Consider the following 14,938-nt stretch of genomic DNA (forward strand, 5'->3'; position numbering starts at 1 on the left):
AATATAAGGGTTAATATGCGTACAATTTTAAGTGCTTTTATTGCAGGGGTATGTTTATTTTCTTCTACCAGTCTTGCATGTACCAGAGCTGTCTATTTAGGCGAAAATAATCAAATCATCACTGCACGGTCTATGGATTGGAAACGCGATGTAGGAACGAATTTATGGATCTTACCTCAAGGAATGCAGCGTGATGGTGCCACAGGCGACAAAACTATCCATTGGAAGTCCAAATATGGCAGCGTGATTGCCACGGGTTACGATATTGCGACCACAGACGGAATGAATGAAAAAGGTCTGGATGTGAATATGTTGTGGTTGGTAGAGTCTGTCTATCCCACACCTGACAAAGATAAGTCAACTTTATCGATTTCTGTATGGGGGCAATATGTATTGGATAATTTTGCTACCGTTGAGGAAGCCGTCACAGCATTGGAAAAAGAACCGTTTACCGTGATAACGGATAACGTTCCAGGTGAGAAAAGAATGGCAAGTTTGCACATGTCCATTTCTGATCCTACAGGGGACAGTGCAATTATCGAATATATTGATGGCAAACAAATCATTCATCATAATCGCAAATATCAAGTTCTAACCAATTCTCCTGCATTTGACCAACAATTGGCACTGGATGCCTATTGGAAATCGATTGGGGGAACAGTGATGCTGCCTGGAACCAATCGTGCAGCCGATCGTTTTGCAAGAGCTTCCTTTTACATCAATGCTATTCCTAAAAAACTTGATGATCGGATCGCGGTGGCAAGCGTGTTCAGTGTTATTCGGAATGCGTCTGTTCCATTTGGCATTAATACAGAGAATGAGCCTAATATATCCTCTACCCGTTGGCGAACGCTTGCAGATCAAAAAAATAAACGATATTTCTTTGAGTCCGCATTAACCCCAAATATTTTTTGGGTTGATTTAAATCAAATTGATTTTTCTGAAAAAACAGGCAAAGTTAAAAAATTAGATCTTGGAAAAGATCAAACCCATATTTACTCTGGCAATGCCACCGCATCTTTTAAAGAAGCACCCATGTTTAAATTCCTGTCGATTAATAAGGTAAAATAGAATTACGTATTATTATAAACTAGGGTCTGTTCTTTAAAAAAGGCATAAAAAAAGACGCTAAATGCGCCGTGATTTATGCCTAAATATACCAAATACTAAAGAATATTTGTTATAGAATGAATGATAGTCCTAGATAGCCTGCGCATTCCTGCTGCTTTTGGGTGTAATCCATCCATTAGTTCAGATGCTTGTAAATAAGAAAAAGTATATCTCATATCGATAAAATGATTTCCATAAAATTTACATGCTTCTTTTAATACATCATCATATTTCCAAATAGTTAAAGCATATCTGTTTGGAACCAAAGCAGGAAAACCAGCAGGCCATGTAAAGTCACCTATTGGTGAAATCCATGCAAAACGTGTGTTAGGGTAATTTTTGGCTAAAGTTTCCATAGCAACACATAACGCATCTGAATAATCAGTTTGTGGATTTGGATTTTTTTTGGTGGGATCAAAAGCATTTAATGTGGATCCAGATCTAAAATCATTAACCCCAAGTAATATCAGACATAAATCAGTGTCTTTATCGATAGTATTAAGATTTGCTAATAAACAACTTGTATTTTTTTCAGGATTGCCAGCAACAGAGCGTCCACTCCATGAGTCATTTGTTCCTAAAGTCGCACCAGTTTGATTTATAACATCCATCCACCATGTTTGATTGACATCAGTAACGTCACTTGATGGATAGGAGTAAGGTCTGTTGTCATTAGGTATATAGTTTTTAAATGTTGAGATACTATCACCAATAATAGATACTTTTTTACCTTTGAGGAATTGTTTAGTGTTTGTGTTTCCTTGAGGTGTATCAAAATCAATAGTAGTAGTATTAGTAATAGTAGCTTGTTTGTATGTATCAGGAATGGTGATGTTTGAAGACGAATTTGTCATGTTAAATTACCTTTTTTGATTTAATAAAATAAAAAAAACCGCTCAAATAAAATGAACGGTTTCGAAATGAATTAATAGTATAAAAATTATATTATAGTAAATATTAACATTTTTTTGTCAAAAAGTAAATTCTACTTTATTATTTTTAGGTTTTACTTAAATCACGTAGTCAATAGGGGGCAGTGATAAATCCATTGAAATACCAGGCATGTCTTTATGTTTGACACCAACGGGGCGGGCAGGGTTGCCAACCACGGTGGTATAAGGTAACACATTTTCCAGTACAATAGAACCTGCGCCAATCTTAGCTCCTACGCCAATTTCAACATTCCCCAAAACTTTGGCTCCTGCTCCAATTAGAACACCTCTACGTACTTTTGGGTGGCGATCTTTTTCTACTTTTCCTGTTCCGCCCAAAGTTACAGCTTGTAAAATAGAAACATCGTCTTCAATGACAGCGGTTTCACCAATAACCACGCCAGTTCCATGATCAATCATGACACGTTGTCCCAATTTTGCTGCAGGATGAATATCTACCGCAAATATTTCTGAAATACGGCTTTGCATATGCAAGGCTAAAAATGGTCTATCTTGTTTCCACAACCAATGCGCAATACGATGTGCTTGAATAGAGTGAAACCCTTTAAAGAATAAAAAAGGTGTTACCAAGTTGGAACAGGCTGCATCGCGCATCATAACGGCAATCAAATCGGCCGCTGCAATAGAGACTAATGAGGGAGTGTGTTTGTAAGTTTCTTGAATTAAATGAGTTAAAGCTGAAGGGGAGATTGAGGTATCACCAAGTTTACGTCCGATATTATCCGCCAATGCTGCAGAAAAATTAGGATGACGGTGAACGCATGCATTAAAAAAGCTGCCGAGTAAAGGATCACAGCAAGCACGGCTTTCATCCATAATTTTCATCCATAAAGCATCTAAATTAATCTCATGGCTATCTGGGCCACTGGCAAGTGTGTTTCGTGGGTTATTCATAGCGTTATTTTCTGGGATAATAGGGTTAGGGTAACGCGACAAAGAATCACTCATAAAGACCTCGACCAATTGGTTTTATAAAAATTAAAAAGCTTGTGAATAGGAGTTTCACTTTATCTTTTATATTCGCAAGAAGCAATTTTTTACAACATGATTCAATTTTATAACGATTTGTATAAATTTATTATTGCCAATCACACTTTCGTGTTTAGTATAAGAATTATATGTCAAAAATAGAGTGCTTGTTGAAGTATAATTATCATTTTTGGTCATTTAAAGATTTTATATTCTTACTTGATGTATTTAATAAGGGGAGCATTTCTATGAAGGGCAGAATTCCAAAACTTACGTGGTTAAGGAGTTGTTTCTTAGTTGGGTTGTTATTTTTGATACCAATGCATGCTTACGGTGCTTCTGTTGTTTCTCCTGCGTTGGATACTGGGGATACTGCTTGGATGCTCGTAAGTGCAGCTTTGGTACTAATGATGACGATTCCAGGGCTAGCTTTGTTTTATGCTGGTATGGTCAGAAAGAAAAACGTGCTGGCCACGATGATGCAGTCTTTTTCAATTTGCTGTATCATCAGTATTTTGTGGGTAGTTATTGGCTATAGTCTGGTATTTACCACAGGCTCTCCAGTAATCGGGAATGTCTCACAATTTATGCTGAATGGTATTTTAGATCATTATCATTTTGGGATTGATAAAGGGTTTGTATTAGGTGCAGATACTGCAGCCCCCGTAATGATGACAATCCCGCAAAGCGTTTATGTCGTTTTTCAGATGACGTTTATTATTATTTCTGTGGCTATTTTAGTTGGCTCTGCCGCAGAGCGTATCAAATTTAGTGCTTTATGTATCTTTTGTGTGTTGTGGGGTTTGCTTTCTTATGTTCCGATTGCTCATTGGGTTTGGACATCAACAGGATGGTTAGCAGCACTTGGGGCGATTGACTTTGCAGGTGGTACCGTAGTGCATATTAACGCTGGGGTAGCAGGTCTGGTATGCGCGCTGATGTTGGGAAAAAGGATCGGATTTGGAAAACGTGATTTGTCCCCTCATAATGTTGGATATGCCGTTATTGGAGCCTCATTGCTTTGGGTTGGATGGTTTGGATTTAATGCAGGTTCTGCTTTGGGGGCTAATGGGCGTGCTGGTATGGCGATGTTGGTGACACAAATTGCTGCTGCTTCTGGTGGGATTGGCTGGATGTGTATTGAGTGGATTAAACGAAAAAAACCAACTGTATTAGGAATTGTTTCTGGAGCGGTTGCAGGTTTGGTTGTTATTACACCAGCCGCAGGTTTTGTTTTACCAGGTCCTGCATTGTTAATGGGTTTTATTGGTGGGGTATCGTGTTTTTGGAGTTGTTCTTATTTAAAGCATAAACTAGGATATGATGATTCTTTGGATGCTTTTGGTGTGCATGGAATAGGGGGGATTATTGGTGCTGTTTTGACAGGTGTATTTGCATTTGGTCCTTTATCAGCAACAGAGGCTGATCCTGCTGGAATTTCTGCTTCTGTTGGGTTAGTTATTGCCCAAATTGAAGCTGTTGTTGTTACCATTATCTGGAGTGGATCTATTTCCTGGATTTTATTGATATTAATTGATAAATTTATTGGGTTACGTGTTGATCAAGACGCTGAACGCGAGGGGTTAGATATGGCTTTACATAATGAACAGATTAACTCATAAAGTTTATATTATTATTTTATGAGTATACTATAAATCAATTAACTTTAAGGATGTACTAATGAAGATATTTACACAAATTCCATTATTAGGATCATATGTTGCCGTAACAGCTTTAGTTACAGGCAGTATGATCAGCTTTACTCATAATGCACGTGCAGCAGATGGAAAAGCATGTTATGAACAATTTAGTGAAGCTAAAAAGGCTGGAACTTTAAAAGAAAAGAATTTCAAAGAATATAAAGCAGCCAACTGTGATGCAAAGCAAGCAAAACCTACAGAAAAGGCAGCTGTAAAAGAGGCTAAATCAGCTTCAGAATCTCCTAAAGAGCCAGCTAAAAAAACAGCTGTAGAAAAAGCACCAGTAGTTACGGGGGATGTTGTTTTTCCAGAAAAAGTTGATCCTAAGTTTGCGAATGAAAAAGAAGGTAAAGCACGTATGATGACTTGCCAAGAGCAATATAAAGCCAACAAAGTTTCTAATAAAAATGGTGGTTTAAAATGGATTCAAAAAGGTGGTGGATATTACAGTGAATGTAATAAACATTTGAAAACTTCTGCTAAATAATACCTTCGAAGTATAAGATTAAAAAGATCTAGTTTTTATAAAAACTAGGTCTTTTTTTATATTATTCATCTGGATATAAATCTGTTCTATTTACGATTTGGACTTCACCCTTTTGAATGGTTTGAGGGTCCATGATGATAATAAGATCGCATAACGCAACTGTTGCTGGGCGATGTGCAACAATAACACGGGTAACATGCATCGTTTTTAAAGTATCAGCAATATGAGACTCTGTCAGTTCATCAAGATGGCTGGTGGCTTCATCTAAAAATAGAATGTCAGGTTGACGGTATAAAGCGCGTGCAATGATAACTCTTTGTTTTTGCCCGCCAGATAAAGAGCTGCCCATATCCCCAACAAAAGTTTCAAATTGCATAGGCATCGTCATTATATCAGCATAAATAGCTGCTTTTTTAGCACAATCCACAATACGCTCATGGTCGGGGTTATCATCAAAAGCACAAATATTATCTGCTATAGATCCCGAAAACAGACCATCATCTTGTAAAACACCTGCAATGTTCTGGCGATAAATATCCAAAGATTGTTTGGTTATATTTTTTCCTTTATAAAGTATTTCGCCTTCTTCTGGAAAAGTTAATCCCATCATGGCTTTTAACAATGTAGATTTTCCACAACCAGATGGACCTATAATAGCCACACTTTTTCCTTGAGGAATTTGAATATTTAACTTTTGAAATACCCAAGGTTCCGCAGGAGAATATCTGAACCCAAGATCACGGCACTCTAATTGCTCATAATCTTTTTTGTCTAGCAAAGCTGTTATATCATGAGTAAGAGAATAATCAGCGGTACCTTTTTCTGTAGGGGTGAGGGCAATATCAGAAATACGATCACTTTGAATAGATAACATACGAAGTTTAAAAATAGCACCAATTAAGCTGCCTATTCTGCCGGTAAATTGGTCTTTATAAGACAAGAACGCTACTAACATTCCTACAGACATTTTGTTGTCCATAACAAAGTAAGCCCCAACAACCATCATAATTAAACGGTCAGAGGCAAAAATTGCGTCATTAATTCTTCCAAAAATCAAGTCGTAACGCTGTGTTTTTAAACCAACGTTAATACTGTCTACCAATAGATTCAACCAACGTGCGCGACGACGTTCACGCAGTCCAAGTAACTTAATGCTGGCCATACCACGTAAAGTCTCAATAAAGTGAGAATCTTTTTTTGCACTATAAACAATACCTTCTTCAGAAGCTTGTTTGTAGGGACGATAAGCAATAAAGCGCACAATGGCATCAAGCGTTACAGCAATAATGGTTACTACTGCCAACCATTTTCCATAGATGAAAAGCATGATGAGCATACCCACGGCCATCAAACCGTCCATAACCGCTTGAACCATGTCAGTCGTAATGGTTGTTTGGATAATTCCCAATGATCCAAAACGGGATAAAACATCACCAACGTGACGTTTAAGGAAATAATCTAATGGTAAGCGTGTTAAATGATCAAAAAGTCCAGCATTCCATTGTACGTTAAGACGTGTACTAAATAACATTACCATCCAAGTTCGTGCGGTGGCGATAATCATTTGTAATAAAATCAGTAACCCAACCCCGACCGCAATCGTGGTTAATAAGTTTTTATCCAAGGTCACAATGACTTCATCAATAATAACCTGGGATGCCATAGGCATAATTATTGCAATAAGTTCTAGACCTAATGAAGCAAAAAACAAATAGGTTAAAGTTGTTTTTAAACCATCCGTTTTTCTGAATAAATCTCTTAATTTAAGGTTATTCCGTTCATCTTTACGTTCAAATTTTTCATTAGGGGAAACCTCTAGGGCTACGCCAGTAAATTCTTTACTAACCTCTTCCCATAGGATTTTTCTTTGGCCATGAGCGGGATCATTAATGATAATCCCATAGCTTTTAACAGCAATCAGAACAACAAAATGGTTAAGGCTCCAATGTAAAATACAAGGTAGTTTTAACTTGTTTAGTTCCTCCATTTCTAGGCGCAAAGGCCGAGTAGTCAAATTATTACGATGTGCAACATCAATAATGTTCTGTAAGGTAATGCCTTTAATAGAAATGGATTCTCGACGACGAAAGGTAGTTAAGTCAATATAGTTCTTATAATGTCCCATAATCATAGCAAGACAAGCTAAACCACACTCAGCAGCTTCTACCTGTAAAATGACAGGTGTTTTATGGCGAAAATTAAACTCAAGTTTTTTAAGAGCATCTATCATGGTGTTGGCTTAACTAATCTTGTTTTTACAGTGTCTTTGACTTTGATGAATGGATTTAACATCCATTGATATAAGCGACGATAATCAATGGCGATATCGGCTTCAACGCGCATGCCTGGTTTTAGATAAAGTTTTTGATCATGATAGCCCATAATATATTGTTCATTAGGTTTTACCCTTACGCGGTATAAATTATGGTCACCTTCTGCATTTTGATTTGCGAATTCATTTTTAAGGCGTTCGCTATCTTCTTTCCCCATTGTTTCAGAGGTAATTGGGGTATAGGTAATTTCAGAGACAATGCCTTTATACAAGCCAAACTTTTGATAAGGAAAAGCAGAATAACTTAGGACAACAGTATCGTTCTTTTTTAATAATCCCACCGCAGAGCTTGGAACGTAGAGTTCTGCTTCTAATTGTTGTCCTTCAGGAACGATACTTAGTAAGGCGGAGGTTGGGGTGACTTGTTGTCCAATATAACCTCGTAATGCGGTTATATTGCCGCTTGTGGGTGCTGTTACAATAATTGTTTGATCTTTTTCGCCTTGGATAATTTTTTCTTCGGTTTGAGCTATTTTTTGTTGAATATCATAAAGATCATGTTTTAACGTGCTGTCAAACAGACGAAGTTTAGCGATATTATCTAAAATCTGTCCTTCTATCGAAGTTTGATTTTGTAAAAATTGAGAATGAGTACTAAGGATTTGAGCGTATGTATAGAGTTGGTTTTGATATTCTATATTCGTTGCTAAAGCTAACTTTTTAGCTTTCTCAATCATCGTTAAAGAAGATTGAATCTTAGGAATAATAATATTATCTTGGTTTATTTGGTTCGTAACTTTTTGGTGTTGTCGATATAAGTTAGCTAGAGTGCTGGTTATATTCTCTTTTTCAATAGGCGCATTATTTTTGCGTAAATTGTATTGGTCTATTAATATCTGTTTTTGTTTTTTAAGAACTTTATTGATTTGTTCTTGTGCAGGACCGTTAATATTATTATTTTCCAAGCTTATGGCGAAAAGCTTTTGTCCTTTTTGAACAAATTGTCCTTCTTTAATATTTTTTTCAATAATTACACCGTTAGCTCTTGAGCCTACTGTAATTAGTCCTGAAACAGGCATCATACTGCCGATAGCGTGTGTTCTACGTGTATACCCGCCGTAATAAATATACAAAATTACTAATATCGTAAAAACTAAAGAAATAACAGATATGATTTTTATTGGGATAGGTTGAATATCTTGAACTTTGCCAAGCCAAGTATCTCTTTTTGCTTCTAAAACTTCAGGTCTAAAAAGTGAGCTCATTAATTTGCTGTATGTAATATGGTTATATATGAATAAATAAGTTAAATTATATTTAATTTAGTCTAAAGCAAATTGATTACTCTTAATAGTTTTAGAAAAATATATATAAAATGCTGATTTATTTCTTAAATATTAAATCAGCATTTTAGGGTAGATAAAGATTAAGCACGTTTTCCAAAAGCTGATTTAATACCGCTTAAGATACCAATTGTGCCAAAACCAATGCCTGTAATGGCATTAACAACATTAGAAGTGATTGATGTTGAAGATGTAGAGTGTGCTGCATCAACAATTGAACCAATACCAGCACCTAATAATGCGCCAGCAGAAGTTTGTGATGTTGAGTTTGAACCTGTTAATGCATTGTAAGCACCGTCAACAACTGACCCAATTGCTGTACCAGCTGCTGTACCAATTGCTGATCCAGAAAGTGATGGTTTTGGAAGAAGGCTACCCCAGTTAAAACCACCAGCAACATTTTGAATTTCTACAGTTGAAATTTCACGCATTTTATATTCTCCAAATAATTTAAATTAATTAAATACTGCCTTATAATTAAGCAAAGTGAAAGGCATTTGTATTGTTATCATATCTATTTATAAAAAGCAATAATAGCGATTTTGTCTATGCGATATCATTATAAATATAGCTTATTTGCTTTGTTGTTCTATTATTAAAATTATGTAAATTAATTAAATTATAAGTGTTGAAAATAATAAAATCACTATTGTTTGTTTATTTAATATTCATTTTGCCAACAATATTGTAACTCCCAATTACGAGACTTTGTATTGTAATATCAGGAGTGGAAGCATTATCTCCGTCCATACCATTTCCTTGATACTCGGTGGTGAGTTTGGGAAGAATAATTGGTTTAACAAAATTAGGATTATCACTTTTTGGCCATAACAAGACGCTACCATCTTCTTTGATTTGAATAATTTTAAGGGTCGCTTCATAGCAGTCTGTCAAAGTGTCTCGCCTAATTGTAATGACACAGTCTCCATCTTCTGGATTGCGACCGATATCTGTGAAGTTAACAGCTATAACGATGGTACCTTCAGGATATAATAAGTTCATAGAGTCTCCCTTAACTGTTAAAGCAAATGTTGTGAAATGCTTATAACGGCGATCAGAGGGAACTGTTAAGGGAATCCAATCACTTTTAGGCCATTCTACGGCAGTATTCCATTGTCCAGCTTGCACTTCTCCACGTATATAGATGGTTGTTATTGGTATCGGTGAATTAACCTTATTTTTAACGGGCTCTTTATTATTTTTTGCCGTAATAAGAAAATAGTTTAAATCAACATCTAAGGCATTGGCAAGCTTGAGCAATTTGTCCATTTTTGGAATATTGTTGTATCGTCGCAGATTTCGGATAAAATCTTCTCCTATACCAGCTTTGATAGAAGCTTTTCTGGCGCTTAGTCCTCTTTCTTTAAGGATTTTTTCAATTTGATCAAGTAAGGTTTGATTTTTCATTTTCGTTACAAGTGTTAAAAGTTCAAAAAATTATCAGGAATTAACGCCTTATTTTTATATTGACATTAAGGTATAATAACCTTATTTATATTCTATGTTACAATTTTTTCTTTTTATATCAAAGGTTTTATTGATATCTGATGTTGAGGTGTTTTTTTTGTTTCGTAAGGTGTTTCATGCTTATAAGTGAATATATTTCAAATAAAGTGAAGTTTTATTATTTGGAATTTATTGTTCATCTACAAATATTCAAGAGCTTTTACAAAATAATTAATTGTATAGAGACATCTATATCATAAAGTCAAGCAACTAAATTTATTCTTTTTTTGAAATGAAACGATAAGAAGTGGATAAAAAATTTATAAAAAAAAATTGTATGCTTACTTTATACTTGATGCATAAGTATTAAGAATATTTTTGATATATCTTTATTTAAAAACGAAAGGATAAATATTATGCTTAAATAATATGATATTAAATAACCTATATAGGTAAATTTATGAATTGGGTGATATATTAGAACATTATAATAACGAGATAAATTATATAATGTTGTGTTTAGAGGTAAACACTATGGAAAATGTAGATTTTAAATATAATTGGGGAAAATTTTATTGGGATGCTTGGTTGAATGATATTAATTTACAAAGTTGTGATTTAGCGGTGCAAGGATTATGGATCAATTTGATTGCAATGATGCATAAAAGCGATCAAATTGGCTATTTAGTTATTAATAGCCGCCCAATGACTGTATTTGATATTGCCAAACGTGTGGGTATTCGCAAAGACAGAGCTGAACGTCTATTAAAAAAATTAATAGATAATGATGTATGTTCGGTAACAGAAGAGGGGATCTTATATTGTCGTCGTATTGTACGTGAAGAAAAGCGGAGATTAAAAAATAGTCATTTATTAGGAGGATTAAAAAAGGGCGATAATCTTTATAAAAAAAACAAATTACTATCAGATTATCGCCTAAAAAGTCAAGGAGAACAAGATGTTATAAAAGATTCTTCTTTATATAAGAAAATACAAGTTGGAATACAAGATATACACATCCCCACTTATATGGGGAGAGGAGACGATAATATCAAGGGTATAATAGAAAAAAATTACAATTTTGTTGGTTATCGATTACCACAGAAATGGCTCCCTGATGAAAATTGTCGGCAATATGCTATTCGTCTTTATCTTTGTCCTGATAAAATTGCAGAAGATTTTTGCGATTACTGGCATGCAAAGACAGGTAAAGAAGCGAATAAAATGGATTGGGAAGCAGCTTGGCGCCGTTGGTGTAGGCAGCTAGTCAATCAAAAAACACAAGCTATCATTAAAAAAACTATTTAAATCCAAACTTATTTAGCTGCAGAGCAATAAAATCGGTTAGTCAATATATGAGAGTATGGATATGCATTTAAGAGCACAAATTTTAGAGATAAGTTTCATAAAATTTTTTTTATTAAATTAACAAAACTGTTCTTGCATATACTGATGCAAGAGGGAAGTTTATATAAAATTCTAATAATGTAATTTCTTTTATTGAACATCGTCAAATACATATGCGGTTAAGACAAACCAAACCAGGGTAATTTTATAATTTTTTGTAGTCGTTCTCAAAGCAACTTTAATGATTATTCACCAGGTTATTAAATCTATTTTTAATTTTAAAATTAAAATTTCTACCGTATTTTAATGAGTTGCCTTTAGTTCGTTTTTTATAAAAACATTTATAGAAAGTAAACCATTATTTTATTCATCGGAATATGAAGTTGAAAAATAATGTGAATATAAACGAAAAACGTTCAAAGAAATATAGAATTGTTACAGAGATTATTTAGAAAATTACAGTTTACAATACATGAATTCATTTTGATTGAGAGGTAATATAAAATGACAGGATATATAAAGAAAAAAACAAAAGTGAGCTTTCCCAAAATTGCTAAAAAGCAAGGGATGATTTTACCTTATTTGCGGGGTGAATATCAATTTGAAAAAGGTGAGGATCCCCAAAATTCGAAAGTAAGGGTTACACGATTACGTAGGAAATCCATTTATGATGAAATGTTAAATCGGGGCTCTATTACACAAGAACAGAGAGATAGTGCAGAAAAATATGCTATCTTATGCGAAAAAGCTTTAGGTAAAACAGGTGATCTATATGCTAGAATCAATTTATTAAGAGAAGGTAATAGTGGTCATTGGGAACCGTCAGCTGCTCAACATGAAGCTTATGAAAAGTTGTTTAAAATTTGGAATGAAATAGGACGTTATCATAGAAGTATTTTAAATATGATTGTGTTAGGAAATATGAGTACAAAAGAAATTTCTCAAACAATGAAATTAAATTTACATTACACAATGGGACAAGTGCTTTCTACTTTTATTTTACTTGAAGAAGCAATTGAAAATGAATATCTAAAATGATGATAAAATTTTAATAAAATAATACATAAATTGCTTTATATAATTATTAAATAGTAATTATATTTTTTCATGATTTATATTTGCAGAACACATATATATATGAAAGCAAGAGCAAAACCATTAAGGGTTGTTCTTGCTTTTCGCATGATGATATTATTTGCCTAATCGTGATGCCAAAGGTGAAAAGTAGCTGTTGAGAGACTAATTTTATATGTTTTATGAAGAGAAAATAAATATTCTTCATAATTGTAAATTACTCTACAAACTATGGTTCAAAAATAAAATTGAAATGTATTTATCTAAACCTTTAAGAAATGTATTCAAATATTAAAAAAAACTGTTCTCATTAATATTTTGTCGTGCTTTGTATCAATAAATAAGATCATAATTTTGTAAATATAACTTGTATTCTTGTCAAAGTTATGTTAAATTGTTTCTATAATATATTAATTGCGTCTTTATTTAAGATTAATATTATATTTATTTCCAGAAAACCATGTTTATATTATTAAGAGTTTATATTCTTTAAATTTTATTTATGTAGCCTCATTATTTTTATTAATATAATGAGGCTATTTTTATATATATTGCTCATGTAATACAATTAATAGCTACTTGTTTTATATAACATATTTATTTTGTATATTTAATGAGTTTTATTCATCAAATGCATATGTATCTGATATTGAACAAAATTTTGTAAGTTTAAAAAGTTCAACTAATTTAGAACTTATGAGATTTTGTAATTACTTTGAAAATATTTTGTGCAATTATATTCTGTTTTTCAACTAAAAAAACGAAATATAAATGATAAGTGTTAAAAACAAATTTTATTGTAACTCATTGAATTTAATATGCTTTATTGCTTATCCTATCTTTGAAGAAAAGTGAATTTTCAACTTATATCACATTTTCTTAATATTAATATAATCAGATAAAGAGATTTTTTAAGTCCTTTATTTCTTTTTAGTAATCACTCTAACTTAAATAATACTGATGGCAAAAATGACAAATTTTCAATCAATACATATTGGTATTCTACGCTATTCTGATGCCCAAGAGGTAACCATTTTGGGTTTAAGAGATATATTTATGGTAGCCAACCAATTAGCGCGGAAAATAACAGAGCAATCTTTTCCAGATTTAACGGTTAGTATAATTGATTTGGAGGATAAAATTGATTATGCAGATATTGCTTTTTTAAAAACGTATCATCCAGATAAAGAATTTACTGTAATTATTATTCCCCCAGATTTGAAGGGTATTCCTTCTATTTCTGAAGATAATTTATATATAAAATTTTTGCAATTTCATCATCAAAAAGGAACTATTTTGGCCTCTGTTGGCACAGGGGCTTTTTTATTAGCACAAACAGGATTATTAGAAAATAGGGTGGTGACGACACATTGGAAATACGGAAATATTTTTAAGCATCTATTTCCAAATATTATATTACAATTAGATCAGCTGTTGATTGATGATGTTGATATTGTAACGTCGAGTGGTGGAGTGTGCTGGGGAGATTTGGGGCTGTGTTTGATTAAACGCTTATTAGGGCCAGTTGTAATGGTTGAAACTGCTAAAATGTGCCTATTACAATCTTCCCGAAGAGAACAACGTCATTTTTGTATTTTCGATCCTTGTTTATATCATGGGGACATTGATATTTTAAGAGTCCAGAATTGGATTAAAAATGCAAATATTAAAAAAACAATATCTTTAAAAAAACTTGCCCAGATTGCTAAATTAAAGATGCGTACGTTACAAAGGCGCTTCGTAAAAGCGACAGGACTAAATATTACAGAGTATTTACAACGTTATCGTGTCCATCAATCACAAATATTTTTAGAATTTACTGAGTTATCAATTAAGCAGATTGCTTTTAATGTTGGATATTGTAATGAAAGTGCTTTTTCTAAAGTATTTACTAGAATTGTTGGTATAAAACCAAATATTTATCGTCAGATTTTTACTATTATTTGATAAAAATAGATAAAAACTAGTTCAGATGATTTAAATTTATTGATGAGCTGTTGGCGAATGTACAGTGAATTACATTCGCTTTTTTAATTGTTAAAATGGATAATATTATGAATTCGTATTGTTTTTATGACTATAGAGTAATTTTTATTGATGTATTTAATTTCGTTGCCATATGGAATAAAATTAAAGCTGAGGTAAATGTGAAATTTACAGTGGTGGAATTTAAAAGGCTAATAAGGTGGTAAAAGTTGATATTGAGAAAAGTATAATACCTAAAAAAACTGTAAAGA

The 14,938-nt window shown here is 33.2% G+C and carries 12 protein-coding genes; 6 read left to right on the forward strand and 6 right to left on the reverse strand.

Features of this window, described 5'->3' with window-relative positions; genetic code table 11:
• Window positions 1–15: 15 nt before the first annotated feature.
• The gene (locus tag QMN76_RS07180) at window positions 16–1,071 is read left to right on the forward strand and encodes a linear amide C-N hydrolase (protein WP_034338153.1); all 1,056 of its coding nucleotides are present in this window, start codon (window positions 16–18) and stop codon (window positions 1,069–1,071) included.
• 95 nt (window positions 1,072–1,166) lie between these two features.
• On the opposite strand, the gene QMN76_RS07185 is transcribed toward QMN76_RS07180, so the two are convergent.
• Both QMN76_RS07185 and cysE read right to left on the reverse strand, forming a co-directional pair.
• Window positions 1,167–1,964, reverse strand: a complete 798-nt coding sequence (locus tag QMN76_RS07185; protein WP_282023434.1) for an SGNH/GDSL hydrolase family protein — start codon at window positions 1,962–1,964, stop codon at window positions 1,167–1,169.
• Between the two features lie 156 nt (window positions 1,965–2,120).
• On the reverse strand, window positions 2,121–2,957 hold the full coding sequence (cysE, locus tag QMN76_RS07190; RefSeq protein ID WP_051461992.1) for a serine O-acetyltransferase: 837 nt from the start codon (window positions 2,955–2,957) through the stop codon (window positions 2,121–2,123).
• Window positions 2,958–3,280: 323 nt separating this feature from the next.
• Here cysE and QMN76_RS07195 point away from each other — a divergent pair, with 323 nt between their 5' ends.
• Entirely contained in the window at window positions 3,281–4,654 is a 1,374-nt protein-coding gene (locus QMN76_RS07195; RefSeq protein ID WP_408869462.1) for an ammonium transporter, read from the forward strand.
• Between the two features lie 58 nt (window positions 4,655–4,712).
• A complete protein-coding gene (locus QMN76_RS07200) occupies window positions 4,713–5,219 on the forward strand; it encodes a hypothetical protein (protein WP_282023433.1) in 507 nt (168 codons plus the stop codon).
• Between the two features lie 61 nt (window positions 5,220–5,280).
• On the opposite strand, the gene QMN76_RS07205 is transcribed toward QMN76_RS07200, so the two are convergent.
• The 4 genes from QMN76_RS07205 to QMN76_RS07220 form a co-directional block, all read right to left on the reverse strand.
• Complete coding sequence (locus QMN76_RS07205) at window positions 5,281–7,449, reverse strand: peptidase domain-containing ABC transporter (RefSeq protein ID WP_282023432.1); 2,169 nt, start codon at window positions 7,447–7,449, stop codon at window positions 5,281–5,283.
• On the reverse strand, window positions 7,446–8,756 hold the full coding sequence (locus QMN76_RS07210) for an HlyD family secretion protein (RefSeq protein ID WP_034338149.1): 1,311 nt from the start codon (window positions 8,754–8,756) through the stop codon (window positions 7,446–7,448). Before QMN76_RS07210 ends, QMN76_RS07205 begins: the two co-directional genes overlap by 4 nt.
• Window positions 8,757–8,917: 161 nt before the next feature.
• Window positions 8,918–9,265, reverse strand: a complete 348-nt coding sequence (locus tag QMN76_RS07215; RefSeq protein WP_282023431.1) for a hypothetical protein — start codon at window positions 9,263–9,265, stop codon at window positions 8,918–8,920.
• Between the two features lie 226 nt (window positions 9,266–9,491).
• On the reverse strand, window positions 9,492–10,241 hold the full coding sequence (locus QMN76_RS07220) for a LexA family protein (protein WP_282065934.1): 750 nt from the start codon (window positions 10,239–10,241) through the stop codon (window positions 9,492–9,494).
• A gap of 573 nt (window positions 10,242–10,814) precedes the next feature.
• Between QMN76_RS07220 and QMN76_RS07225 the strand changes: the two genes are divergently transcribed.
• From QMN76_RS07225 to QMN76_RS07235, 3 genes are all read left to right on the forward strand, one after another.
• Window positions 10,815–11,588 (forward strand): hypothetical protein, encoded by a 774-nt coding sequence (locus tag QMN76_RS07225; protein ID WP_282065935.1) that lies wholly within the window; start codon window positions 10,815–10,817, stop codon window positions 11,586–11,588.
• A gap of 543 nt (window positions 11,589–12,131) precedes the next feature.
• The gene (locus QMN76_RS07230) at window positions 12,132–12,665 is read left to right on the forward strand and encodes a hypothetical protein (RefSeq protein ID WP_034338140.1); all 534 of its coding nucleotides are present in this window, start codon (window positions 12,132–12,134) and stop codon (window positions 12,663–12,665) included.
• A 1,005-nt stretch (window positions 12,666–13,670) separates the two neighbouring features.
• Window positions 13,671–14,648, forward strand: coding sequence for a GlxA family transcriptional regulator (locus tag QMN76_RS07235; protein ID WP_282023429.1), 978 nt, complete (start codon window positions 13,671–13,673; stop codon window positions 14,646–14,648).
• Window positions 14,649–14,938 lie beyond the last annotated feature (290 nt).

Origin of the sequence: Commensalibacter papalotli (ex Botero et al. 2024), from assembly GCF_947179115.1 — a bacterium.
Classification (GTDB): Bacteria; Pseudomonadota; Alphaproteobacteria; order Acetobacterales; family Acetobacteraceae; genus Commensalibacter; species Commensalibacter papalotli.